The sequence below is a fragment of the Burkholderia sp. FW306-1C-G01B genome, from assembly GCF_058781685.1.
On record NZ_JBYSWZ010000001.1, the window covers coordinates 200,979 to 226,183 of the forward strand.

The window sequence follows — 25,205 nt, forward strand, 5'->3', positions numbered from 1 at the left end:
CATGACGTCCCGCGCGGCGCCCGCCGGCGAAGCCCTCTACACCGACCCGCGCCTCGTCGCGATCTACGACCTGTTCAACGCGGGCGATCGCGACTTCGCGTTCTACGCATCCGTGATCGGCGCCGCGCGGCAACGCATCCTCGATCTCGGCTGCGGCACCGGCTCGTTCGCGCGCCGGCTCGCGACGGCCGGGCACGACGTCGTCGCGATCGATCCCGCGCCGGCGATGATCGATTACGCACGGCGCCAGCCGGGCGCCGACGCGGTACGCTGGATCGCCTGCGATCTGGTCGGCCTGCCGCCCGGCGCGCCGTTCGATGCGGTCGTGATGACCGGGCACGCATTCCAGTGCCTGCTGACCAACGACGAAATCGACGCGACGTTGCACGGCGTGCGGCACGTGCTCGCCGACGGCGGCCGTTTCCTGTTCGACACCCGCAACCCGTGCGTCGAGCCGTGGCGCGCCTGGACGCCGGAGCATTCGACATGCAGCGTCGAATCTCGCGAATCAGGTGGCGTCGATCTCCATCATGCGGTGCGCGCGGTGGACGGCGCGATCGTGACGTTCGACACGTACTACCGTTTCCGTCGCGACGACATGTTGCTGAAGAACACGAGCCGGTTGCGTTTCATCGCGCAGCCCGAACTGCAGGCACGCGTGGCGGCCGCCGGATTCGCGTCGGCCGACTGGTTCGGCGACTGGCAACGCGCGCCGTTCGATGCTGCAACCAGCGCGGAGATCATCGCGATCTGCCGCGCGTGAGTGCGCGTTCGATTACGTCAGCCCGCAACGGGCAGCGTATCCACCGCATACGCATGCCGGAGCGTGCGGCCCGATAATCCGATACTGGAGGCTCACCATGCCCTTCCCGCTTCATCCCGCGCAGGTTCGCGCGCTGCTCGAATGCTATCTGCGCGCGAAGGACCTGAACCGGCCTGCGCTGATCGCCGACTGCTTCGCGGCCGATGCCGAGCTGAGCTTTTCGCTCGCGAACGACGACATCGATTTTCCGCCGCGCGTGACGGGCACGGCGGCCATTGCGCGCACGCTGGTCGAGGAATTCGGCGAGCGGTTCGAGCGGTGCCGGACCTATTACGTCTGCACGGAACCGGCCGTCGACGAACACGGCGAAAGCGGAATGCCGTGGCTCGTCGTGATGCGGCAGAAGGACAACGGTGCGCTACGGATCGGGCACGGCACGTATCGCTGGCAGTTCGCGTGCGATGGCCAAGGCGTTGCGCGGGTTGCCGCGCTGCACATTCATATCGCGCGGATGGATACGATCGACGACCCGCAGTCGGTGAAACTCGATGCGCTGCACGCGGCGTTCGGGTATCCGTGGCTGCCGGTGCAGGCGTTCGCGCGCGGGCTGGCGGATGTTGCCGCGGCGCAGCCGGAATGGGCGTTCCTCGCGCCGTTCCGGGAGGCGGCAGCGGCGTGACCGAACCCGCCCGCGTGCTTGCGGGGCCGTTCGGCTCCGCGCGGCATCCGCGCCGCCGCGCTCACCGCGCCACGTCGAGCGCCAGCCGCACCCCCTCCCAATCCAACCCGAACCGCGCGAGATACTTGCGCAGCCGGTCCGCATCGTTCGGCTGCTTCTTGCTCTGCCGCGACACCGCGAACAGCGTGCGTCCGGCTTCCGACAGGCTCGCCGACACGCGGCACACGTCGAGCACGCGTTCGAGCTGCGCGCGATCGAACAGGTCGAGTTCCGCCGCACGCGCACCGAACACCGCATCGACCCACGTATCGGACGCGCCCGCGCCGCCCGGCGGCGACCACGTGCGCGCCAGCCGCTCAACCTCCTGCTCGGCAAGTTCCTCGGTGATCCGTCCCGCATCGGCCAGCGTCGCCATCCGCGTGACCGACGCCGACAACTCGCGGAAGTTACCGGCCCACGCCGCGCGCGGCGACGCGGCAAACGCGAGATAACGCCGCTTCGCCTCGACGTTGAACCGCACCTGCTCGCCCTGCTCGCGGCCGAAACGGTCGAGCTCGAATTCGAGGTTCGGCTCGATGTCCTCGCGACGCTCGGCGAGCCCCGGCAGTTCGTACGTCCACAGATTGATCCGCGCATAGAGATCCTCACGGAACGTGCCGGCCGCCACCATCAGCCGCAGGTCGCGGTGCGTGCCCGCGATCAGCTCGAAATCGCTGGCCACCTCGACGTCCGCGCCAACCGGCAGGAAGCGCTTTTCCTCGATCGCCTTCAGCAGCATCGCCTGTTCGTCGAGCCCGAGTTCGCCGATCTCGTCGAGAAACAGCAGGCCGCCATCCGCCGCGCGCAGCAGCCCCGTGCGTGCCGACTGCGCGCCCGTGAACGCGCCCTTCACGTGGCCGAACAGTGTCGACATCGCCGCGTCGCCGCGCAGCGTCGCGCAGTTGATCTCGATGAACGGCCCCGCGAGCCGATGGCGGCCGCGCTTCAGCTCGTACACGCGCTTGGCGAGAAACGACTTGCCGGCGCCCGTCGGCCCGACGAGCAGCATCGGCGCGCGCGAGCGCACGGCCACACGCTCCAGTTGCTCGATCAACGCATTGAAGCGCGCGTTGCGCGTCGCGATGCCGGCCTTCAGGAACGACACCGTTTCGTCGCGTTCGCGCGTGAAGCGCTGCGCGATCCGGTTGTAGCGCGACAGGTCGAGATCGATCACCGACACCGTGCCCGGCCCGCTCGGCCCTTCGTCGGTCCGCTGCGGCGGCCCCGTCTGCACGAGGCGCGCGGGCAGGTAGCGCGCTTCCGCCAGCAGGAACCAGCAGATCTGAGCGACGTGCGTGCCGGTCGTGATGTGGATCAGGTAATCCTCGTGTTCGAGGTCGAACGGATAGGCGCGCGCGTAGTCGTGCAGCGTCGCATAGACCTCCTCGAAATCCCACGGGTCGTGGATCGTGAGCGGCGTGAGCCGCACGTCGGTGCGCGGCGACAGGTGCGCGAGATCGTCCCGCACCTGGTTGGCGAGGCGCGTGTAGCTCGGCGGATGCAGCAACTCGAGCCGGTCGATCGGCAGGTCGGGCTGCTCGCACAACGAGATCGTCGGCCGCCATTTGCGGTAGCGGCGCGGCGCGCGCCCGCCCTGGTCGAGCACGGTGCCGAGAAAGCCGATTGCGACTGTCTTTCGCATGTTTATCTCATCGGATAAGAAGCGATCCGATTGTATCGGATTTTCTTGATCCATCCAGGCAGGCAAGGCCGACGCGAACCAATTCGGCGCAGGCAATTCCCCTTTAATTTCAATGAACTGGAAATTTCTTCGGGCACTGAACTCCCCGCTGGCACGCTCCTCGCTAAATAGAAAGCGCCGGATGTCCCGCTGGCCCGCGAGCCAGGGTTCACAAAGCCCTGCTGGTGCGCCGCCGCCGAACCTCGTTCGTCGCGGCAGCGCATGCCGCCATGGACAGACGAAGGCAAAGGGGCGCGCACTGGAGCCTCGCCTGGGTTCGAATCCCGGGGCGCCCACCGTTCGGTAGCTCATTCGGGTAGAGCAGCCGGCGAAAGCCGGTGTGTAGCGGGTTCGAATCCCGCTCGAACACTGTCCGCAACGACAGTCTCTTGATGGAAGCAGTACCCGCCGGTGCGGGCCGCGAGGCCCGCCGCGCGTCGGACCGGTCATGGTTCCGCGCGATCGGCCAGGCGGCCGGACGGCCCGCGCGAACGCACACGACGACGCGATGCAGGATGCGTCGCCGTGCCGCGCCCGCGCCGGCCCCCGCGCCGCCCGCCCGATTGCGTCGCACCGCGATCCGCACGATGCGCGTCACCCGGCGGTCATTGAAGAAAAGGACAAGAATATGTGGAAGCGTCATGTAGTGAAAAAGAACGAACGCGCGCTGCTGATGAGCGAGGGCGATTTCGTGAAGGTGCTGGAACCGGGCGTGTTCAAGGCCTTCGATCCGTTCAATCGCCTGTCGGTGCAGACCGCGCGTCTCGACACGCCGCTCGCCGACCAGGCGCTGGCCGACTACTTGCGTCACGACGCGCAGGACGTGCTCGCGCACTATTTCGTCGCGATGGATCTGGCCGACGACGAAGCGGGCCTGCGCTATGAAGACGACGTGCTCGTCGAGATCCTGGCGCCAGGCACGCGCCGGCTGTACTGGCGCGGCCCGATCGTGCATCGTCTCGAACGCGTCGATCTCGCGCAGCACAGCATGCTGCCGGCCGCGCTCGTGAAGCGCATCGTGCAACCGGCGCTGCGTGCGCGCGGCGTGGCGGGCCTGACGGGCGTGCTGCTGGCGCAGGTGCCGGCGTATCACGTCGGCGTGCTGAAGATCGACGGCAAGATCGAACGATTGCTGGAAGCAGGTGTATCGGCGTTCTGGCGCTTCAACCGCGACGTCGCGGTCGAACTCGTCGACCTGCGCGTGCAGGCGCTCGAAGTCGGCGGACAGGAAATCCTGACGCGCGACAAGGTCGCGCTGCGGCTGAACCTGTCGGCGACGTGGTGCTATGCGGACGTGCTGCATGCGTTCGGCCAGTTGCAGAAGCCGGTCGAGCACCTGTATCGCGAGCTGCAGTTCGCACTGCGTGCGGCCGTCGGTACGCGCTCGCTCGACGAGCTGCTGGAAGACAAGCAGTCAATCGACGAGGTCGTGATCGCACAGGTGCGTGCGCGCCTCGAAAACTCGGGCGTGGACATGCGCAGCGTCGGCGTGAAGGATATCGTGCTGCCGGGCGACATGAAGACGATCCTCGCGCAGGTGGTCGAAGCCGAAAAAGCCGCGCAGGCGAACGTGATTCGCCGCCGCGAGGAAACGGCGGCGACGCGTTCGCTGCTGAACACCGCGAAGGTGATGGAAGAAAACCCGACCGCGCTGCGGCTCAAGGAGCTGGAAACGCTCGAGCGCGTCGCGGAACGGATCGACCGCATCTCGGTGTTCGGCGGTCTCGACCAGGTGCTGAACGGACTCGTCAGCATCAAGGGCGCTTAGGGTATGAAACGGCGCGGCGCATGTGTGCATGTGTACCGCGCCGGGCAAATGAATGAATGGTGAAGCAAATGACTGACATGGATTATCAGGTGATGGAACTGGCGAACGGCAAGCCGGTGAAGATGTGGACGCAAGGTGTCGCCGTCGAGGACGAAGCGCGCGCGCAACTGCGCAACACCGCGCAGATGCCGTTCATCTTCCGCCACGTCGCGGTGATGCCGGACGTCCACCTCGGCAAGGGCTCGACGATCGGCAGCGTGATTCCGACGAAGGGCGCGATCATTCCGGCCGCGGTCGGCGTCGACATCGGCTGCGGGATGATGGCCACGCGCACGACGCTGACGGCGTCCGACCTGCCGGACTCGCTCGCCGGGCTGCGCAGCGCGATCGAACGCGCGGTGCCGCACGGCCGCGCGCCGGGCCGCCGCGATCCGGGCGCGTGGGGCGATCGCACGTCGGCCGCCGTGACCGAATCGTGGAAATCGCTGCTGCCGGGTTTCCAGCGAATCGTCGACAAGTATCCGAAGCTGGAAAAGACGAACCACTACGCGCATCTCGGCACGCTCGGCACCGGCAATCACTTCATCGAAGTGTGCGTCGATGAAGCGGACCACGTGTGGTTCATGCTGCACAGCGGCTCGCGCGGCGTCGGCAACGCGATCGGCAGCCTGTTCATCGAACTCGCGCAGGCCGACATGCGGCAGCACATCGCGAACCTGCCGGACCGCAACCTCGCGTATTTCACCGAGGGCAGCCGGCACTTCGACGATTACGTCGAAGCGGTCGGCTGGGCGCAGGACTACGCGCGGCGCAACCGGCAGGCGATGATGGACGCGGTGATCGGCGCGGCGCGCGGCGTGATCGGCAAGCCGTTCGCGGTCGACGAGCACGCGGTGAACTGCCACCACAACTACGTGCAGCGCGAACGCCACTTCGGCGAAGACGTGCTCGTGACGCGCAAGGGCGCGGTATCCGCGCAGAAGGGGCAGCTCGGGATCATTCCGGGTTCGATGGGTGCGAAGAGCTTCATCGTGCGCGGGCTCGGCAACCCGGAAAGCTTCTGCTCGTGCAGCCACGGCGCGGGCCGGACGATGAGCCGCACCGAAGCGAAGCGCCGCTTCACGGCCGACGACCAGGCGAAGGCGACGCAAGGCGTCGAATGCCGGAAGGACGCGGGTGTCGTCGACGAGATTCCGATGGCCTACAAGGACATCGACGCGGTGATGGCCGCCCAGCGCAGCCTCGTCGAAGTGGTGCATACGCTGCGCCAGGTGGTGTGCGTGAAAGGATAGCGCGGCGCGCGATCCACGCGCTCGTCGAGACGATGCTCGCCGATGCCGAACACGATCGCGAATACAAGCGGCCGTGGGGCGACGTGGCGATGCTCGACACGTTCCTGCGCGACGTGGTCGACGGTCGATGAAAGACGAACGGCGCGATGCCTGTGGGCATCGCGCCGTTTGCACGTCCGCACGCGCCCAGCCGCTGCCGGTGAGCAACGTGCGTGCCCGCATACCACGTGTCGTCGCGTCCGCCGCCATCCGTTGCGGCGGTATACTTGATCCGTTCTGCAAAGCCCACCGCGTCATACGCCGCTGCACTCCATGTGCACCGCTTGCCGACGATGCGCCTGCAGCGCCGACGTCTTCCGCCCGCCCGTTCACAGCCGATACGAACCGTCATGTCGCACCGCCTTTCGCTCGCCCTCGCCGCCCTCCTCGCCGCTTCCTCGCTCGCCGCGCAGGCACGCCCGCTCGCGCGGCCGCCGGTCGAGCGCGACTTCAAGAGCTGGTCGGTCGTCTGCGACAACGGCAACCGCTGCATTGCCGAAAGCCACGCCGACGATATCGACGATGCGCGCACCAATCTCATCCTGCGCGTGACGCGCGATGCCGGCCCCGATGCGCAACCGTCGCTCGACATCTTCGCGTCGGCGCCACTGGATCTGCGCACGGCACGCACCGATGGCCGCCCGTTCGATGCGATGCCGGCCCAATGGCATGCGTTCGGCGACAAGCCGGACAATGACGACGCGCACCCGTTCCGGATCCGGACGAGCGATCCGGCAACGGTTGCCGCGTGGCTCGCCGCGTCGCGCAATGCACAACTGCTGAGCTTCGGCGATCCGGCGTCGGCGCAAACGCCGCGCACGCCGCTGTCGGGATTGAATGCGGCGCTGCTGCTGATCGACGACACGCAGGGCCGCGTCGGCACGGTCACGGCGCTGCTGCGCCCCGGCAACCGGCCCGCTTCGTCGGTGCCGGCCGCGCCGGCACTGCCGCCCGCCGTCGTTCCGGCGCCGCCCGTCGCCGGCCTGTCGGCCGCCGAACAGCGCCCGCTCGTCGATGCCGTGCTCGCGAAGTTCGGCACCGACGTGAAGCAATGCGCGGCCGATGTCGAAGACGAAATGTCGGCCGGCGATCGCAGGAAGGCGTCGCGCGCCGTGGCGATCTCGGCCGACGAGGCGCTCGTCGCGATCCCGTGCCAGACCAGCAGCCTGTATAACCACACCGACCTGTGGTACCGCGTGCGACGGTCGGCGCCGTATGCGCCGATGGCGATGAACTTCGGCGAGAACGCGAACGCGGGTCTCGATTCGGCGTCGTTCGCGAACGAACTGACCGACGCCGGCTACGATCCCGCCAGCGCGATGCTGTCGAGCAAGGTCCGCTTGCGCAGCGCCGGCGATTGCGGCTCGACCGCGTCGTGGATCTTCGACGGCCGGCGCTTCCTGCTCGCCGACATCGCGACGCACGGCACCTGCAACGGCCTGTTCCAGGATCAATGGCCACGCCTGTATCGCCGGGCCGACGCGACGGGAAAGCGCTGACGCGCGTGGCGCGCCACCGTCACGTCACTCGCCGACGATCGAGATCGAGAACCCGTCCCAGCCCTTCTGCCCGACCGTCTGCACGGCCGTCGTCGTGAGCTTCGGCTCGGCCGCGAGACGCGCGAAGCCTTCCCGCACGCCGACCACATCGGGCTCGCGATTGTCCGGATCGGCCACGCGCCCGCCGCGCACGACGTTGTCGACCACGATCACCGTGCCGGGCCGCGACAGCTTCAGCGCCGCGTCGAGATAGACCGGATTGTTGTCCTTGTCCGCATCGATGAAGATGAAATCAAACGGCGCGCCACCCGCATCGACGAGCCGCGCGAGGCTGTCCTTCGCGCTGCCGACGATCACCGACACGACCTCAGCAAACCCGGCGCGCGCGATATTCCGCGTCGCGACCTTCGCATGCTCGGGGTTCAGTTCGAGCGTCACGAGCGTGCCGCCCGGCGGCAACGCGCGCGCGAGCCAGATCGTGCTGTAGCCGCCGAGCGTGCCGACCTCCAGGATGCGCCGCGCGCCGCGTATCGTCGCGAGCAGTTGCAGCAGCTTGCCCTGGTTCGGCGCGACGTTGATCGCGGGCAGCCCGGCCGCGTTACTGACCGCCAGCGCGGCATCGAGCGCATCGTCGGACGGCACGAGCGTCGCGGAAAAATACGCATCCATCCGGTTCCACTGGTCCTGATCCATCGCGCGCCTCCTGTCTGCGGAAAACCGTATTCTATGCGCGGCATCCCCATAAGCAACACACCATTCGGTCTAAGGACAGCAGCACACGTGCTCCTATAATCGCTCGACATCACAACAACAGCTCGCGACGCACCCGGCATCGACGACGCACCGGAAACTGTCGCCGGCCGAGCTCGCGAAGGCCGGCGTGAAGGAGGAAACGGTGCGGCTGTCGATCGGCATCGAGCATATCGACGACCTGCTCGCCGATCTCGACCAGGCGCTCGCGCAGCTTTGACCGGAACGGGCGCGCCGGCTACCGCGTCGTCGCGCCCGCCGGATACGTGTCGACGATGCGCGTGCCGTTGACGGGCGAGACGCCCTCGTTGCGCAACGCGGTCCACAAGTCGATCGCATGCTCGCGCGATTTGCGGCTGCCGTCGTCGGTCAGCACGTTCAGCGCGATCACTTCGTCGCGTGTCGTCAGTTGCAGTTGTTCCTTCAACTTGCGCGACTGATGCGACGCGCTACGAACATCGCCCAGCACGATCCGCTTCTCCGCGACATTCGGCTCGCCGCCCGTGTCGGCCGGCACGAACGTCAGCCGGCCGTTGTCGACCTCGCATTGTCCGCGCATGAATGTCGCGCTCCACTCGCCTGACGGCACGGCCGCGAACTCGCAGCGCATCCGCTCGTTCGCGCGGCGGCCAGCGTCGTGCACCGACGCATGCGACAGCGCCCGTTCCGGCCAGCCGGCCGCCATCGCGGCCGTCGACATCAAACAGACAGCCAGCATGATTCCTGTTGCGATAGTTCGCATGGCATGCTCCTTTTCATATGGAAAACCGGCCGAGCAGCGGCGTCGCAGCCGGCCGCGAATGAACGATCAACGCACCGCGAAGCGGTTGTCGTGCGCATCGACCGCCGGTGCGTTCTCGCCGCGGCGAACCGTCGATCGATGGATTTCCTGATTGCGCGCGACGGCGGCCGGGCTCGCCGGGCAGTCGTGATTCGGGCTCGGGATCACGCCGTCGTGCCGCGCGCGCATCAATTCCCGACGCACTTCCTGCCGGGTCTTCGCCTGCGCGGCCACGGTCTGCGAGGAGGCCGCGATCGACAGCGCGGCAACGGTCATCGCGATCATCGGTCGCGGATTGTTCATGTTGTTCGCTCCTTGCCGGGAATCCGTGACAGGAGCCTTCACTTTGATCCGGCGGCGGTGCGGCATCGTGATCCAGGCATGACGGTTTCGTCATGGTTCGTGCATGTACTGCGTCGCAATACGAATGAAATTCGTCTTGAACAACGGCGCAGGCGCCGATCGGCTCCTATGGCTACGGCGGAACGCGCACGCAAGGCATCGTCAATCCCGGGTTGCGCCATCGATTCTGATCGCGGCGGCGGCACGCTCGCGCCTGCGTGACAAAAATTTCATGTTCCGATCAGGTTCACGATGCGTCGTTTCGCTACGATCGGAACGGTAACGGGCCATGCCCGTTCCCATCCACGCAGCGGGTCGCTGTCGCACGGCACGATCACGCGTTAGGCCCGGACTCATCGAGTACCGGGCCTTTTTTTTGATCGCGACGCAGACGATCACGGCGCTGGATTGCGTTGCGGAAACAAACACGGATGCGTCTTCACGTACAGGTTCGGATTGCCGCAGCGGTGCCCGGCATAGTCGATCTGCTCGCCGGGCATGAGGTCGACCGGCACCGGCTTGCGCGCGGCGGCCGGCGCGGTCGTTCCGGTGTCGGAACGTGGCGATGCGCAGCCTGCGAGAAACGGGACGATCAGGACTGCGATCGACGATAGGCGAATGGCGGGACGATGCAATTTCCGGTCCGAAATGAAAGTCTTAACATGACCGCCCGCTTTCGATTCTGCTGTCGCGAACGGCGCGAATGCCGTCGGCCGCGCGGGCCATCGGCAGGCTTCATGTTCCGCTTCCCGCTCATCGCGCTCATGACGCGAACATGACGATTGCGTCACGTCGATCGAGCGCGTACGGCGCGCCGCCGCGTCACGCAATCTGACGTTTTTTTCATCTCCCGATCACGGTGGCGCATGGCTGCTTTCGCATACTGGGTCCATGGTTCGCCACCCGGCGACCCTGATCAAGGAGAGAGCTCAATGAAAACGGCAAAACTCGCAGCACTGTTCGTCACCGCCACGCTGTCGCTCGGCATGGCCACGCAGGCCGCATTCGCGCAAACGCAAACGCAGGGCAAGACCCGCGCACAAGTCGTCAACGAACTGAAGCAGGCGCAGCACGACGGCATCGTGCCGACGAGCAAGACGCAATACCCGCCGACCAGCGAGATCGTCGCGCGCAACAAGGAGCTTCACGGGATTTCGGTGCATGGCGGCGAGAAGAAGCCACAGGCCGACAATCACGACAACCTGGCGACGCGCTGATGCCGCTCGGGCGTGCGACCGCGGGCACCGTGCCGCTCGCAAACGCCTTGCGGCGAACGTGCGGGCGTGCCCGCCCGCGATGTCAGGTGCGAATGACGGCCGGCCGCGTCGGCTCGGCCGGCCGTCGCGGAAAGCGCAGCCAGAACGTCGTGCGCCGGCCGGGATCGCTGTCGACGCCGCATTCGCCGCCGTGGTTGTCCATGATCGACCGGACGATCGCGAGGCCGAGCCCCGTCCCCGACGCCGAATTGTGCCGCGACGGATCGACGCGATAGAAGCGCTCGAAGATCCGCCCGACATGTTCCGCGGCAATGCCGGGCCCCGTATCCGACACGGCGATCGTCGTCGCACCGCCCTGCTCCACGCAGTCGATCGTGACGACGCTGCCGCGCGGCGCGTAGGCGAGCGCATTGGACAGCAGGTTGCTCAACGCGCGCTGGTACAGCGTGAGATCCGCATCGACCCACGCGTGACCGTCGACCTTCACCGACACACCCGCATCCTCCGCGAGCGGCTCGTAGTAGCCGGCGACACGCCCGGCCTCTTCCGCCGCATTCAGGCGCCGCACGTCGATCGACGTGCCGGCCTGTTCCGAGCGCGCGAGAAACAGCATGTCCTCGATCATTCGCGACAGCCGCTGATACTCGTCGATGCTCGACTCGATCACGTTCCGGTATTCATCCGCGCTGCGCGGCTGCGACAGCACGACCTGTGCGGCCGCCTGCAGGTTCGTGAGCGGCGTGCGCATATCGTGCGCGAGATTCGACGAGAACTGGCTCAGCCGCGTGAACGATTCGCTCAGCCGTGCGAGCATCCCGTTGAACGCATGTTCGAGTTCCTTCAGCTCGCCTGACGTATCTAGCTCCGGCAGCGGATGCGCAAGCCGGCTCGTCGACATCTGCTCGGCGCGCGCCGCGAAACGCCGCAGCGGGCTCAGCCCGAGCGCCGCGATGCCATACGCGATCGCGGCCGCGAGCACCACGCCGAACACCTCGATCACGACGATCGTATAAGCATGCGTACGCAACAGCAGCACGTCGGCGCTGCGGTCGTACTGCACCGCGACGCGTACCACCGGTGCGCCCGCGCCGGCGAGCGGCACGGTCGTCACCAGATACTGGTGCCGCGCGCCGGGCGGCGCGACGCCGACCGGCACGCGCCCCGCGTCCAGCGACAGCAGCGTCGCGTACGGGCGGAATCCTGGCGTGCCGACGAGGCGCGTGCCCGACGCATCGTAGATCGCGAGATCCATGTTCGGATGGCCGTGCAGCTGGTCGATCCAGATGTCGGTGTTGCGGGCGACGTCGGCCGTCGTGCGCGCTTCGGCCAGATGCGTGCCCAGCGCGGCGGAAATGCCGGCCATCTGTTCGGCCGCCGTCGTTTCGACGCGGTTGCTCAGCGCTTCGTAAAGCGCGACGCCGCTCGACGCGAGGATCACCGACGTCGACAGGACGATCAGCGCGGTCAGGCGGCCGCGCAGCGTGCGCGGCAGCAGGCGCGCGATCATGCGGCCGCGCCGCCGCGCGCTTCGAGCACGTAGCCCATCCCGCGCACGGTGTGGATCAGCTTCGGTTCGTATGCGTCGTCGATCTTCGAACGCAGCCGCCGGATCGCCGAATCGACGACGTTCGTGTCGCTGTTGAAGTTCATGTCCCATACCTGCGATGCGATCGTCGCGCGCGGCAGGATCTCGCCCTCGCGGCGCATCAGCAGCCACAGCAGCGCGAATTCCTTCGCGGTCAGCAGGATCGTGTCGCCCTGCCGCGTGGCCTTGCGGCGCGTCAGGTCGAGTTCGAGATCGGCCACGCGCAGGGTGTTCGAATCGCGCGGCTGGCCGCGCCGCAGGATCGACTTGATGCGCGCGGTGAGTTCGACGAAGTCGAACGGCTTCGCGAGATAGTCGTCGGCACCGAGTTCGAGCCCCTTCACGCGATCGCCGACGTCGTCGCGCGCAGTCAGGAACAGCACGGGCGTCGACTTGCTGCGCCGCAGGTTCTGCAGCAGCGTCCAGCCGTCCTGCCCCGGCAGCATCACGTCGAGCACGAGCAGGTCGTATTCCTCGGTCTCGGCCTGGTGCTGGCCCGTGATGCCGTCCTCGATCCAGTCGACGACATAACCGGCCTCCGTCAGGCCCTTGCGCAGATAGGCGCCCGTCTTCGGCTCATCCTCGACAATCAGAATTCGCATTACGCATTACCCTTGAAGAAACCCAGCCGGCGCAGCAAACCGGCGCCGACCCCGCCGCCGAAGCTGTCCAAAAGCGCGGCGCGCCACGACACCGCATGGCTGACGCGGTACAGCACGGGCAGCACCAGCAGCGTCAGCGCCGTGGACGACAGGATACCGCCGATCACGACCGTCGCAAGCGGGCGCTGCACCTCGGCGCCGGTGCCGGTTGCGAACGCCATCGGCAGGAAACCGAGCGACGCGACGAGCGCGGTCATCAGCACCGGCCGCAACCGCGTGAGCGCGCCTTCGCGCACGGCGGCGTCGAGCGGCACCCCTTCGTCGCGCAGGTTGCGGATGAACGAGATCATCACGAGCCCGTTGAGCACGGCGACGCCGGACAGCGCGATGAAGCCGACCGCCGCCGTGATCGACAGCGGGATCCCGCGCAGCCACAGCGACACGACGCCGCCGCTCAGCGCGAACGGAATGCCGGTGAATACGAGCAGGCCGTCCTTCACGTTGTTGAACATCACGAACAGCAGCACGAACACCATGAACAGCGCGAGCGGCACGACGAGCTTCAGGCGCTCGCTCGCGCTTTGCAGCTGCTCGAACTGGCCGCCCCACGACACCCAGTAGCCGGCCGGCACGCGCACGTCCTGCCGCAACTGCTCGCGCGCATCGGCGACGAACGAGCCGACGTCGCGGCCGCGCACGTTCGCGCTGACGACCACGCGCCGCTTGCCGTCCTCGCGGCTGATCTGGTTCGGGCCCGGCGCGACGTCGATCGTCGCGAGCTCCGCGAGCGGCACGTACGGCGCCGCCGCGAGCGGCGCGCTGGCACCGGCCGCCGGCGCGGGCAGCGCGATCGGCAGCCGCTTGATCGCCTCGATGTCCGAGCGCAGCTCGTCGGGCAGCCGCACGACGATGTCGAAGCGGCGGTCGCCCTGGAACAGCGTGCCGGCCTTCTGCCCGCCGACGGCCGCGGCCACCGTGTCCTGCAGGTCGGCGACGCTCACGCCGTAGCGTGCGAGCTTGTCGCGGTCGAGGTTGACGGTCAGCACGGGCAGGCCCGTCGTCTGCTCGACCTTCACCTCCGATGCGCCCGGTACCTTCTGCAGCGCGGCCGCGATCTGCTCGCCGGTCTGGTTCAGCACGGCCATGTCGTCGCCGAAGATCTTCACGGCCACGTCGCTGCGCACGCCCGAGATCAGCTCGTTGAAGCGCAGCTGGATCGGCTGCGAGAACTCGTACGCGTTGCCCGGCAACTCGGCGAGCGCTTCCTCGATCTCGCGCACGAGCGTGTCGCGCGGCTTCTTCGGGTCGGGCCACCTGTCCGTCGGCTTCAGCATGATGTAACCGTCCGACAGGTTCGGCGGCATCGGGTCGGCCGCGATCTCGGCCGTGCCGGTGCGCGCGAACACGCGCTCGATCTCGGGGAAACGCGCCTTCAGCGTCTTCTCGATCGACTTCTGCATCTCGACCGACTGCGACAGGCTCGTGCCGGGAATCCGCAGCGCGGCGACCGCCAGATCGCCTTCGTCGAGGCTCGGGATGAATTCGCTGCCGAGCCGCGTCGCGAGCCCGAGCGTGACGAGCACGATCGCACCCGCGCCGAGCATCACGCGCACCGGGCGCGTCATGAACGCGGCGAGCACCGGTTCGTACGCGCGCCGCGCCCAGCCCATCAGCCGGTTCTCCTTCTCCTCGACCCGCTCGCCGATGAACAGCGCGACGGCCGCCGGAATGAACGTGACAGTCAGCACCATCGCGGCCGCGAGCGCCATCACGACGGTAATGGCCATCGGGTGGAACATCTTGCCTTCGACGCCGGTCAGCGCAAAGATCGGCAGGTACACGACCATGATGATCAGTTGTCCGAAGATCAGCGCGCGGCGCGCTTCCTGCGACGCGCCGAACACTTCGGCGAAGCGCTCGTCGCGCGTGAGCGGCCGCTCGGCCGCCGCCTGCGCATGCGCGAGCCGCCGCACGCAGTTCTCGACGATCACCACCGCGCCGTCGACGATGATCCCGAAGTCGAGCGCGCCGAGGCTCATCAGGTTCGCGCTCACCTTCGCGTTGACCATGCCGGTGAAGGTCATCAGCATCGACAGCGGAATCACGAGCGCGGTGATCAGCGCCGCGCGGATGTTGCCGAGGAACAGGAACAGCACGGCGATCACGAGGATCGCGCCTTCGAGCAGGTTCTTCTTCACCGTCGCGACGGCCTTCTCGACGAGCACCGTGCGGTCGTACACGGGAATCGCCTTCACGCCGGCAGGCAGCGTGCGGTTCACGTCCTCCATCTTTGCCGCGACGGCCTTCGCGACCGTCCGGCTGTTCTCGCCCATCAGCATGAAGACCGTGCCGAGCACGACCTCCTCGCCGTCCGACGTCGCGGCGCCGGTGCGCAGCTCGCGGCCGATGTCGACCAGCCCGACGTCCTTCATCCGCACCGGCACGCCGCCGACGTTGGTCAGCACGATGTTCGCGATGTCGTCGACGGTGCGCGCCTGGCCCGGCACGCGCACGAGATACTGTTCGCCGCGCTTTTCGATGTAGCCGGCGCCGACGTTGTCGTTGTTGCGTTCGAGCGCGCGCACGACGTCGGCGAGCGTCAGCCCGTACGACATCAGCTTCGCCGGGTTCGGCGCGACACGGTATTCCTTCACGTAGCCGCCGATCGAGTTGACCTCGGTCACGCCGCGCACGTTCCTGAGCTGCGGCCGCACGACCCAGTCCTGCAGTTCGCGCAGGTCGGCCGCCGTATAGCGCGTGCCGTCGGGCTTGCGCGCGGCCGCGTCGGCTTCGACGGTCCACAGGTAGATTTCGCCGAGGCCTGTCGACGTCGGCCCCATCGCGGGTGCGATGCCGGCCGGCAGCTTGTCCTTCGCTTCCTGGATGCGCTCGTTGACGAGTTGCCGCGCGAAGTAGATGTCGGTGCCGTCCTTGAAGATCACGGTGACCTGCGACAGCCCGTAGCGCGAGATCGAGCGCGTCTGCTCGAGGCCCGGCAGCCCGGCCATCACGGTCTCGATCGGGTAGGTGATGCGCTGCTCGGCCTCGAGCGGCGAATAACCGGGCACGGCCGTGTTGATCTGGACCTGCACGTTCGTGATGTCGGGCACCGCGTCGATCGGCAGCTTCTGGTAGCTGAAGACGCCCAGCGCGGCCACGGCCGCGATCGCCAGCATCACGAGCCAGCGGTGCGCAATCGCAAAGCGGATCAGGCGCTCAAACATGGCGGGATTCCTTGAAACGGGGAACGGTCGCCCTCACCGGACGAGCCGCGCGACCGGTCACTCGACGGGTCGCAAATCGAGCCGCATATCGGGCCGCATAGCGGGTCGAAAATCGTGCAATGGCACGCGCGTGACGCTCATTCATGTTCCGCGCTCCCCTTGCCGAGCTCGGCCTTCAGCACGAAGCTGTTCGACGCCGCGTATTCCTGCCCGGGCTTGAGCCCCTTCAGCACTTCGGTCGCGCGTTCGTCGCGCCGCCCTGTTTCGACCGCCTGCGCGACGAACCCCTTCGGCGAGCGCACGAACACGGAAGGTGCGCCGTCGACATCCTGCAGCGCGTCGCTCGCGACCGCGAGCGGCACGCCCTGCCTGCCCGCGTCGACCGACACGTTCACGAACATGCCCGGCCGCCACACGCCGTCCGGGTTCGGCAGCACGACGCGCGCCGGCGCGGTGCGCGTCTGTTCGCCGAGCAGCGAGCCCACATACGCGATCGGGCCGCTCGAACGCGATTCGAACGCGGTCGCGCTGACGGTCGCATCGCGGCCCACGCGCACATCGTTCAGCCGCTGCGCCGGCACGGCCATCTCGGCCCAGACCGTCGACAGGTCGGAGATCACGAACATGCTCGCATCGGCGGCGATCGCCTCGCCGGGCGTCGCATGCTTCTCGACGATCGTGCCCGCGAACGGTGCGCGCAGCTCGTAGCGGTTCAGCGCGCCCGCGCCCGCCGGCGCGTTCAGCGCGGCGAGTTTCTGCCGCGCGTTCTGCACGGCGATCTCGGCCTCGCGCAACTGCACCTGTGCCTGCTGGTAGTCCTGTTCCGCCGAGATGCGCTCCTGCCACAGCGTGCGTTCGCGCTCGTAGGTTGCGCGCGCACCCGACAGCCGGCGCTCGGCCGTCAGCAGTTCGCTGCGCCGGTCCGCGAGATCGGTGCTCGCGATCACGGCCAGCACCTGCCCCTTCGCGACGTTCTGCCCGAGCGAAACCGATACCTGCTCGACGATGCCGGCCACGCGCGGCACGACGTGCGCGGTGCGATCCTCGTTGAACTTGATCTCGCCCGGCAACTGGAACGGCGTCGCGATCTGCGCGGGGCCGGCCTTCGCGAGCCCGATCTTCGAGGTCGCCAGTTGCGCGTCGGTCAGCGCGATCGCGCCGTCGGCGCGCGCGAACGGGAACGACGCCGCGTCGCCGCCCGCCTTGACGTCGATCGTCGCATCGAACACGTGCGGCTTGGCGATCGACAGCGCGGACACGAACTTCTGGCCGGCCGCGTCGAAACGCAGCGGTTCATGCGTGCGGTCGTAGCGGACCAGCGTGCCGGACACGGTCACGCCCTTGTCGGCCGGCTTGCCGTCGACGAACGGATAGACGACGAGCCGCGCGTCGCCGGGCTTTTCCGTCATGACGATCTCGACGGACAGCCTGCCGCGCTTCAGCACGACACCGCCGCGCTCGCCGACAGCTTCGGCGGATGAAGCGGTTTCGGCAGCGGCCGACGCGGCCGCGCCGTTGCCGCCGTTGTTGCGCGTGACGCCGAGTGCGCCGATGACGATTCCGGCACTGCCGAGCACGACCGCCGCGATGATCAGGATTCTGCTGCGTGACATGGTGATCCTTCCGGTAAAAGAGGCGTCTGTTGCGCTATTGCGTGACCGGCTCGGGCAGTGCAAGCGGCGCGAGCGGCGTACCGACGAGCCGGCCGATGTCGGCGCGGGCCGTATGGGCATCGGCGAGCGCGCGCACGTATTGCGACTGGCCCTGGAACAGCGTGCGCTGCGCGTCGAGCACGTCGAGGAAGCTGAACTTCCCGAGCTCGTAGCCGCGCGACATCGCATCGAGCGCGAGGCGCGCGGCGGGCAGGATGTCGGCCTTCAACCGCTGCGCTTCCTGCGCAGCGGCTTCGAAACTCGTGTACGCCTGCGTGAGGTCAAGCCGCAAGCGCGTGCGCTCGCGATCGAGATCGGCGTTCGCCCGCTCGGCCTTGTGCGTCGCCTCGAGCAGCGCGCCCTTGTTCGTGTTGAACAGCGGAATCGGGATCGACACGCCGACCACCGCCTGGTTGTCCGGCACGCCGCCCGTGGTCACGTGCTTCACGCCGGCACTGATCGTCACGTCCGGAATGCGCCGCGCGCGTTCGAGCGACACGGCCGCGTTCGAGCGCAGCATCTCGGCGCGCGCGATCCGCGCGAGCGGCGCGTCGTCGAGCTGCGCGGTCAGCGCGGACAGCGGCTCGACCGGCGGCACGGTTTCGAGATCGCCGAGCACCGCAAGCCGGCCGTCGCGCGCTTCGCCCATCACCGCGTTCAGCTTCTCGCGCGCGACCTCGACACGGCCGCGCGCGGTCACGACTTCGATCTGCACGCCGGCCGCCGCCACGTGTGCCTTGGTCGCCTCGACCGGCGACACCTTGCCGGCCTGTGCACGGCGGCTCGCGAGATCCGCGGAGCGCGCGGCGATCGCGGCCGATTCCTCGGTCACCTGAAACTGGCGCTGCGCGGCGAGCAGCCCGTAGAACGCGGCAATCACGTCGGCGCGCACGACGGCGCCCTGCTCGTCGAGCGATGCATTGGCCGCTTCCCTGCCGTACGACGCGACATCGAGCCGCGCGCTTCGCTTGCCGCCGAGTTCGATCGTCTGGTTGATCATCGCGGTCGACGTGCGTTCGGCGCGACGAAACCCCTCCTGCAGGAACGACACTTCGGGATTGGGGCGCGCGCCGGCCTGCATCAGCGCGCCGGCCGACGCATCGACGTCCGCGCGCGCGCCGCGCAGCGCCGGATTGTTCCGGGCCGCGACCGACAGCGCGTCGGAAAGCGTCAACGAGGTGGAAGGGAGGGCGTCGGGTGCCGGTGCGCCGATCGGCGCGGCGCTGCCGGAGGCAGCCGGGGCCGGCCCCGGCGACAGCGACGGCTGCGCATGAGCCGTCGCAGCCATCGCGAAGACGACGGCCACGGCGAGGTTGAACTTGAGCATGTTCGGTTCTGCGGTAACGGTTCGCGACCGATGCTACGGTCCGGCCGCAGTGCGAACATGAGGCGAAGATGATATTTCCGTCATGTTCGGCGCGTGGTACTCGCGGAATCAACGGGCATATCTGCCCAGATAGCCACCTGCACACAACGTCTAAACGCTCGCGTGCGATCCGATGATGTCGTCACATTTCATCGGACTCGTCGCGTCGCTTTCGAACATTCAATTCGGTCCCGCCAGAATCACAAAAAATAATTTTCCATTCCAAAATTTCGAACAAGTTCTATGGACATCTTCACTTGAAAAGATGACCGTTCAAGGTTGCGGGAACGCGAACGTAATCATGCCGCTTCATGACCCCAGGTTGGGCGGCACCCTTGAAAATCCACCTGGCGATCATTTAAGGCAATGAACAATTTCACGGATCACAACGCGTACGAATTTGAGTCTGACGAAGACAATGAATGGTTTCTCGTTCACTCCGGGGCCGTCACCAACACGAATCCGGGATCGATGGTTCATGTTTACATCAACACAACACCTATTTGCCCCAACCTGACCAACAGGGAATTCAGAATTATGGTGGCGAGACTACTTAAATGGTCCATAATTCTAGTTGAGAGAAGGATCACAGATCTGAAAAGGTATGACGAAATAACCAAAGAAAGAATGATCCATTGGTTCAATAGATGCGACAACAATACACGGCAATATCTTATCAGTGGCTTCTCACGACACCTTTCCGTTCTTAAAACGCTAACGCCACACCACTTCGTTCGAAGCGATCCGAGTCTCGACAGAATGCTAGGTTGCGTCCCGAATATGAACGACATTGAAAACGAGGCCGCTCATGTCTGCGGACCCAACACGGAGCGCAGGCTTGTAAGTCTTGCCATGAAATTTTGCACCGGTTTGCGCGATCAGAATATGTTCGGAGATTCTCGCCTATCCACACTCATTCACGAAGTAACACATTTCGCCGACACCTTCGGCAGCAGCGACTCTCGATACGGGCTCGACCCTACAGCGACCGCATGGGCAAGAGCCAATCCTGACCTCGCATTGAGAAATGCGGATACACTCACCGGATTCGTGATCTACGGTGAAGATTTATTTGCAGAGTAAGGAGCCGAATTCAGCATGAACATCTCGATTGCGGCATCATCGTCTATTTTTTCAGCTCTATTCCTTTTCTCCACAAATTCCATAGCAGAATGCCAGGGGTCACAAAATTTGCCATCTCGACAATTTTTTGTGCCTTTTTCACCAAACAGTCACGAAATCAGTGAATCCGAGCAAATACGAATCGAGCAATGGGTGTCGGAAATCAACTCAAAGCACCCAATTCAAAAATGGATCGATATAATCGGCAGCGCGTCCAAAAATGAAAGTACCCCCGATCAACTTGCAACGAAACGTGCCTCCGTGGTGGCAAAGGCCGTCATAGAGGATGGCCTGATAAACGCACCACTTCAGATAAAAACGCAAATTTATCCAGCCAGCAGCACAACCGAATCAACATCGGAAACCCGTGAGGTCACCGTTCAGGTAAGTCCCGGCTGCCTCAACAACTGCTGTACGGGCCGTTGATATGAAGTTGGCTCATTTATCGCCGCCGCGCTTACGTTGAGCTGCCCATCTCCAACGCTCGCGTGCGACGGTCCATCGAATCTATCCGGACGACATTTCGATGTTCGATTCAATAATGATTCGAGCGACATATCAACCGCCGCGCGGGTGAAGCTATCAGGGTGCTCTCAAGACTCAAACGATCCCGTGCTTCGCGCGCCGGCGCTGCACAAGCCAGTCGAGCAATTGCCGCCCATCGCGTTCACCGAACCACCGCGCGTGCCCGATCAGGTAACCGTCGTACGCGATATCGACGATCGCCGGCGCATCGATGATGCAGCCGAAATACGCGACTTCCGACAGCGCGAACTCCGTATGCACGATCGGCAGCAGCGCGACCAGCGCCGCATAGGCGTCGTCGCTCAGCGGTTCGAGCGATTCGTAGCCGTCGAGCAGCGCGTCGATCTGTTCGTATTCGACGCGCCGCGCGTCGGCCGGCGCCATCCAGTCGACCGTATTGCGCTCGATCGCGAGCGCGAGGTCCATCACCGCGCAGGTGCGATCCGACAGCCCGAAATCGAGCACCGTCCGCACCTGCGCACCGGGCCCCGCATCGGTCCACAGCAGGTTCGACGCATGCCAGTCGCCGTGCGTCCACAGCGGCGGCAACGCTGGCAGCAGCGGCACGAGGCGCGCGTGATACGGGCCGATCGCGTCGGCAATGTCGCCGCGCCAGTCGCGCGCGCCGAGTGCGCGCACGAGCAGCGGCTGCGCCTCGACCCAGCGTTCGAGCGCGCCCGCCAGATCGGCCGACGACAGCACGCGGAAACTCGACAGCAGCGTGCGGACAGGCCGCGTGGGCGCGTCGTAGCCGGCCGACGCGCGATGCAGTTCGGCCAGCGCGCGGCCGGCCGCGTACGCATGCGACGGATGCGCGAACGGCTGCCACGACATCACGCCGCGATACGGGTCGACGCCGGGCGCGAGCACATGCACCTCGTACGTCCAGTCGCCGGATGCGAACGCGGTCGCGCCGTCGCGACCGGCGAGCACGTCGACCACGGGCATGCCGCGTTCGCGCAGATGCGCGATGAAGCGATGCTCTTCCTCGAGCCCCTCGACATCGCGCAGGCTCGCGTGATGACGCTTGACGAACAGCCCACGCCCGTCCGCCATCCGCACGAGCACGGCCGCCGCGAACTGCCGCGGGCTGTGCCACGTCAACCGGGCCGGCTCGCCGGCACCGTCGATCCGCGCGAGCACCGCCGCGACCTCGTCATGCGTCATCAACGGCCAATCGCGTTCGGCCTGCTCGCCGTCGACGCCGAATTGCGGCGGCGCGACGTCGCGCGATACTGGCCCGTCCGGCTCGAGTGGGAATGACATGAACGACGTTGCTCCGTAGTTGAATCGATGCGTGAATCAGCGCGCGCCGCCGCCCGACGCGAGCGCGCCGCCGGCCGCCGCGCGCAGCGCCGCAGCCGTCCGGCTCCAGTCGCGCCAGCCGATGACGGCGAGCCCGATGAACAGCGCATAGAGTCCGGCCGTCAGATACAGCTCCTTGAACACGAACATCCCGACGTACACGACGTTCACGACGATCCACAGCCCCCACGACGCGATGTAGCGCCGCGCGGTCCAGTATTGCGCGACGAGGCTGAACGCGGTCAGCGACGCATCGACGAACGGCAGCGCCGCATCGGTCCAGCGCGCCATCATGCCGCCGAGCAGCGCGCTGCCGACGACGGCCGCGATCAGGTCGGGCAGCATCTGCCGCGGCCGCACGCCCGTGACGGGCGCCACGTCGCCGGCCGGCGCCGCGCCGCCGTCGGCTTCGCTCGCGCGCTGCGCGAGCCAGCGCTGCCAGCCGTACACCTGCAGCACCGCGAACGCGCCCTGCAGCAGCATGTCCGAGTACAGCTTCGCGTCGAAGAAGATCCAGCCGTACAGCGCGACCGACGCGAGCCCGACCGGCCAGCACAGCATGCGCCGCTTCGCGGTCAGCCAGATCGCGAGCGCGCTGACGATCACGCCGGCGATTTCGAGTGGGGACATCGTCTGTGCTCTCCTGGGTAGCTGCCGGGGCCGCGCGTCACGCGGCCGGTTCCGGACGATCAGAAATCATAGGTCAACGACACGCGCGCGGTGCGCGGCGCACCCGGGAACAGGTACGCATCGCCCTGCTGCTCGCCCGCGTCGCGCCAGTAGAACTTGTTGAACAGATTGTCCACCGATACGCGCAGCACCGTGCGATGACCGCCGATCTTCGTCGTATAGCGTGCGCCGAGATTGAACACGAACCACGACGGCACGCGCGCGGTGCCTTCCTCGTTCGCGTTGCGGGCCGCACTGTACTCGACGCCGCCGAGCACGTTCAGGCCCGCGACGCCCGGCACCGCATAGTCCGCATACAGCGACGCGCGCAGCGCGGGCACGTTGATGATCTGGTGCCCTTCGTAAGCCGGCGAACCCGAATCGACCGCACGGGCGCGGATCGCCGCGACGCTGGCCGTCAGCGCGAGGCGCTCGGTCATGCGCCCGGCCGCGCCGAGCTCGATCCCCTGGTGCCGCTGCGTGCCGCGCTGCACGAACGTGTAGGTCGTGCCCGATGCGTCCGGGTCGGCGAACTGGAACGGCTTGCTGATCGAGAACACGGCGGCCGTGAGGCTCAGCCGGTCGAGCCAGTCGTATTTCGCGCCGACCTCGATCTGGTGCGATTCGACGGGCGGCAGGAACGCATACGCGTTGGTCGCGCGCACCGGCGCCTGGTCGCCTAGCGACAGCGCCTTGCTGTACGACGCGTACAGCGACAGCACGTTCACCGGCTTGTAGACGAGCGCGACCTGCGGCAGGAACACGGAGCGGTCGGTGCGCGTATCCGCGCCGTCGAGGCTGCTCCAGCTGCGCTGGCGCAGCAGCACTTCCTTGCCGCCCGCGAGCACCTGCCAGTGTTCGCCGATGCTGATGCGGTCGAGCCCGAACACGCCGTACTGCCACGCGTCGAGGCGCGGATACGACGGGCCCGGCGAATTCGGCGACGGCGCGAAGGCCACGTCGGGCCCGTAGATGTTCTCGCTGCCCACGTAGTCGTACACGGCGTCGGCCATGTGCACGACGCGGCGCTGCACGCTCACGCCGAGCGTCAGTTCGTGCCGCAGCGGCCCCGTCGCGAACTTGCCCGTCGTGACCGCGCGCAGATCGTCGTTGCGCCGGTATTCGCCGGGGCTGCGGAAATCGTATACGTCGTAGTCGCCGTTCGCGCCGAAGAAAAACGGCGACGTCGCGCCGGCCGCGCAGCTCGCCGCGTATGAACAGCCGTACGCGAACGCGCTGTTGTCGTCGATCATCGTGCGGCTGCGGCCCGCGGCGATGTATGCGTTCCAGTCGTCGTTGAACCGGTAGTCGAAGCGCGCGTTCAGGTTCAGCGCGTCGGTCGTCACCGGTTTCGCCCATGGCTGCGTGCCGAGCGCCTTCGACGTCGTCTTGACCGACGGCACGACGGTGCCGCCGAGCAACTGGTAGCCGGGCGCGGAACGCTGGATCCACTGCTGGAATTCAGCGTTGAGCTGCAGGCTCGCACGCGGGCTGATGTCCCAGTCGGCGGCGATCGAGCCGAACGTGCGCCGCCCGTTCGTGCCGTCGATATACGAGTGCATGTTCTCCTTCGCGGCATTGATCCGGAAGCCGAACTGATGGTCGGGGCCGAAGCGGCGGCCGAGATCGACGGCCGCCGACGTCGAGCCGCGGCTATCGACGCCGCCCGTCACGCTCGCGACGTTCGCGGAGCGCTTCGTCACGAAGTTGATCACGCCGCCGGGCGCGACGACACCGCTGTCGATGCCGGCAAGCCCCTTCAGGATCTCGACGCGCTCCTTGTTCTCGAGCGGCACGTTCTGCTCGCCGGACACCGTCAGCCCGTCGATCCGGATCGCGCTCGCGAGATCGACCGGAAAACCGCGGATCGCGAAGCCTTCGAAATAGCCGACCGGTGCATAGTCGTTGACGACCGATGCGTCGTTGCGCACGACGTCGCTGAGCCGCTTCGCCTGCTGGTCGTCGAGCTGCGCGCGCGTGACGACGCTCACCGACGCCGGCGTGTCGCGCAGCGGCGTGTCGTCGAGCCCCGCGACCGACGCGTTGCGCACGCGAAACGCATTGCCGCGCTCGCCGCTCACCGTGATCGTCGGCAGCGTCGCGCTGCCGGCCGCATCGGCGTCCGGTGCCGGCGCGTCGCCCTGGGCTGCGGCAGCCTGCGCCGCGAAAAGCGCGATGCCGAGACCGACTCCGAGCCCGACCTTCGCGCGCCGCCGCCGTACAGGCGACGCTGTTGTTTTATTCACCGTCATTGTTCTGGATGGAAAACTCGCCACTCGACCCTGTCGAAACACGTTACGAAGCT

At 66.9% G+C, this 25,205-nt stretch carries 21 protein-coding genes, 1 tRNA gene and 2 pseudogenes; 11 read left to right on the top strand and 13 right to left on the bottom strand.

Features of this window, described 5'->3' with window-relative positions; genetic code table 11:
• Position 1 precedes the first annotated feature (1 nt).
• Both AC3WLY_RS00840 and AC3WLY_RS00845 read left to right on the top strand, forming a co-directional pair.
• Positions 2–763 (top strand): class I SAM-dependent methyltransferase, encoded by a 762-nt coding sequence (locus tag AC3WLY_RS00840; RefSeq protein WP_492308399.1) that lies wholly within the window; start codon positions 2–4, stop codon positions 761–763.
• A 97-nt stretch (positions 764–860) separates the two neighbouring features.
• Positions 861–1,442 (top strand): nuclear transport factor 2 family protein, encoded by a 582-nt coding sequence (locus tag AC3WLY_RS00845; protein ID WP_425130199.1) that lies wholly within the window; start codon positions 861–863, stop codon positions 1,440–1,442.
• 61 nt (positions 1,443–1,503) lie between these two features.
• Here AC3WLY_RS00845 and rtcR read toward each other — a convergent pair whose 3' ends face one another.
• A complete protein-coding gene (rtcR, locus tag AC3WLY_RS00850; protein WP_492308398.1) occupies positions 1,504–3,123 on the bottom strand; it encodes an RNA repair transcriptional activator RtcR in 1,620 nt (539 codons plus the stop codon).
• Positions 3,124–3,459: 336 nt separating this feature from the next.
• On the opposite strand from rtcR, the gene AC3WLY_RS00855 reads away from it, so the two are divergent.
• The 5 genes and pseudogenes from AC3WLY_RS00855 (at position 3,460) to AC3WLY_RS00875 (ending at position 7,760) form a co-directional block, all read left to right on the top strand.
• Positions 3,460–3,532: transfer RNA gene (locus AC3WLY_RS00855), tRNA-Phe, on the top strand.
• 258 nt (positions 3,533–3,790) lie between these two features.
• Positions 3,791–4,930, top strand: coding sequence for a slipin family protein (locus tag AC3WLY_RS00860; protein WP_492308397.1), 1,140 nt, complete (start codon positions 3,791–3,793; stop codon positions 4,928–4,930).
• Between the two features lie 68 nt (positions 4,931–4,998).
• Positions 4,999–6,222 (top strand): RtcB family protein, encoded by a 1,224-nt coding sequence (locus AC3WLY_RS00865; RefSeq protein ID WP_492308396.1) that lies wholly within the window; start codon positions 4,999–5,001, stop codon positions 6,220–6,222.
• 2 nt (positions 6,223–6,224) lie between these two features.
• A pseudogene (locus AC3WLY_RS00870) lies at positions 6,225–6,353 on the top strand (nucleotidyltransferase); the annotation flags it as partial.
• A gap of 258 nt (positions 6,354–6,611) precedes the next feature.
• Positions 6,612–7,760: a DUF1176 domain-containing protein gene (locus AC3WLY_RS00875; protein WP_492308395.1), complete on the top strand. Its 1,149-nt coding sequence runs from the start codon at positions 6,612–6,614 to the stop codon at positions 7,758–7,760.
• Between the two features lie 24 nt (positions 7,761–7,784).
• Here the strand turns inward: AC3WLY_RS00875 and AC3WLY_RS00880 are convergent, their stop codons facing one another.
• A complete protein-coding gene (locus tag AC3WLY_RS00880; protein WP_310131374.1) occupies positions 7,785–8,453 on the bottom strand; it encodes an O-methyltransferase in 669 nt (222 codons plus the stop codon).
• A gap of 115 nt (positions 8,454–8,568) precedes the next feature.
• On the opposite strand from AC3WLY_RS00880, the pseudogene AC3WLY_RS00885 reads away from it, so the two are divergent.
• Positions 8,569–8,730: pseudogene (locus tag AC3WLY_RS00885) on the top strand (PLP-dependent transferase); the annotation flags it as partial.
• Positions 8,731–8,748: 18 nt separating this feature from the next.
• Here AC3WLY_RS00885 and AC3WLY_RS00890 read toward each other — a convergent pair.
• The 3 genes from AC3WLY_RS00890 to AC3WLY_RS00900 all read right to left on the bottom strand — a co-directional run bounded on the left by AC3WLY_RS00890 (position 8,749) and on the right by AC3WLY_RS00900 (position 10,424).
• Positions 8,749–9,252 carry a hypothetical protein gene (locus AC3WLY_RS00890; protein WP_492308394.1) on the bottom strand — a complete coding sequence of 168 codons (504 nt, stop codon included), beginning with the start codon at positions 9,250–9,252 and terminating at the stop codon, positions 8,749–8,751.
• A 66-nt stretch (positions 9,253–9,318) separates the two neighbouring features.
• Positions 9,319–9,594, bottom strand: coding sequence for a DUF4148 domain-containing protein (locus AC3WLY_RS00895; RefSeq protein WP_492308393.1), 276 nt, complete (start codon positions 9,592–9,594; stop codon positions 9,319–9,321).
• 434 nt (positions 9,595–10,028) lie between these two features.
• Positions 10,029–10,424, bottom strand: a complete 396-nt coding sequence (locus AC3WLY_RS00900) for a hypothetical protein (RefSeq protein WP_492308392.1) — start codon at positions 10,422–10,424, stop codon at positions 10,029–10,031.
• 141 nt (positions 10,425–10,565) lie between these two features.
• Between AC3WLY_RS00900 and AC3WLY_RS00905 the strand changes: the two genes are divergently transcribed.
• The gene (locus AC3WLY_RS00905) at positions 10,566–10,850 is read left to right on the top strand and encodes a DUF4148 domain-containing protein (protein ID WP_310131364.1); all 285 of its coding nucleotides are present in this window, start codon (positions 10,566–10,568) and stop codon (positions 10,848–10,850) included.
• Positions 10,851–10,932: 82 nt separating this feature from the next.
• On the opposite strand, the gene AC3WLY_RS00910 is transcribed toward AC3WLY_RS00905, so the two are convergent.
• The 5 genes from AC3WLY_RS00910 to AC3WLY_RS00930 all read right to left on the bottom strand — a co-directional run bounded on the left by AC3WLY_RS00910 (position 10,933) and on the right by AC3WLY_RS00930 (position 19,240).
• Entirely contained in the window at positions 10,933–12,357 is a 1,425-nt protein-coding gene (locus tag AC3WLY_RS00910) for a heavy metal sensor histidine kinase (protein ID WP_492308391.1), read from the bottom strand.
• Positions 12,354–13,037 (bottom strand): heavy metal response regulator transcription factor IrlR, encoded by a 684-nt coding sequence (irlR, locus tag AC3WLY_RS00915; RefSeq protein ID WP_175960597.1) that lies wholly within the window; start codon positions 13,035–13,037, stop codon positions 12,354–12,356. The genes AC3WLY_RS00910 and irlR overlap by 4 nt, the downstream gene beginning before the upstream one ends.
• The gene (locus AC3WLY_RS00920; protein WP_492308390.1) at positions 13,037–16,261 is read right to left on the bottom strand and encodes an efflux RND transporter permease subunit; all 3,225 of its coding nucleotides are present in this window, start codon (positions 16,259–16,261) and stop codon (positions 13,037–13,039) included. Before AC3WLY_RS00920 ends, irlR begins: the two co-directional genes overlap by 1 nt.
• 137 nt (positions 16,262–16,398) lie before the next feature.
• A complete protein-coding gene (locus AC3WLY_RS00925; RefSeq protein WP_492308389.1) occupies positions 16,399–17,874 on the bottom strand; it encodes an efflux RND transporter periplasmic adaptor subunit in 1,476 nt (491 codons plus the stop codon).
• 34 nt (positions 17,875–17,908) lie between these two features.
• Positions 17,909–19,240, bottom strand: a complete 1,332-nt coding sequence (locus tag AC3WLY_RS00930) for a TolC family protein (RefSeq protein ID WP_492308388.1) — start codon at positions 19,238–19,240, stop codon at positions 17,909–17,911.
• Positions 19,241–19,906: 666 nt separating this feature from the next.
• On the opposite strand from AC3WLY_RS00930, the gene AC3WLY_RS00935 reads away from it, so the two are divergent.
• Both AC3WLY_RS00935 and AC3WLY_RS00940 read left to right on the top strand, forming a co-directional pair.
• Entirely contained in the window at positions 19,907–20,362 is a 456-nt protein-coding gene (locus tag AC3WLY_RS00935; RefSeq protein WP_492332641.1) for a M35 family metallo-endopeptidase, read from the top strand.
• A 15-nt stretch (positions 20,363–20,377) separates the two neighbouring features.
• Complete coding sequence (locus AC3WLY_RS00940) at positions 20,378–20,827, top strand: OmpA family protein (protein ID WP_492308386.1); 450 nt, start codon at positions 20,378–20,380, stop codon at positions 20,825–20,827.
• Between the two features lie 174 nt (positions 20,828–21,001).
• On the opposite strand, the gene AC3WLY_RS00945 is transcribed toward AC3WLY_RS00940, so the two are convergent.
• From AC3WLY_RS00945 to AC3WLY_RS00955, 3 genes are read right to left on the bottom strand one after another with little or no spacing between them, the layout of a single operon-like run.
• Positions 21,002–22,192 carry a phosphotransferase enzyme family protein gene (locus AC3WLY_RS00945; protein ID WP_492308385.1) on the bottom strand — a complete coding sequence of 397 codons (1,191 nt, stop codon included), beginning with the start codon at positions 22,190–22,192 and terminating at the stop codon, positions 21,002–21,004.
• A gap of 36 nt (positions 22,193–22,228) precedes the next feature.
• A complete protein-coding gene (gene pnuC, locus AC3WLY_RS00950) occupies positions 22,229–22,861 on the bottom strand; it encodes a nicotinamide riboside transporter PnuC (RefSeq protein ID WP_310131348.1) in 633 nt (210 codons plus the stop codon).
• A 59-nt stretch (positions 22,862–22,920) separates the two neighbouring features.
• Complete coding sequence (locus tag AC3WLY_RS00955) at positions 22,921–25,152, bottom strand: TonB-dependent siderophore receptor (protein ID WP_492308384.1); 2,232 nt, start codon at positions 25,150–25,152, stop codon at positions 22,921–22,923.
• Between the last annotated feature and the right edge of the window lie 53 nt (positions 25,153–25,205).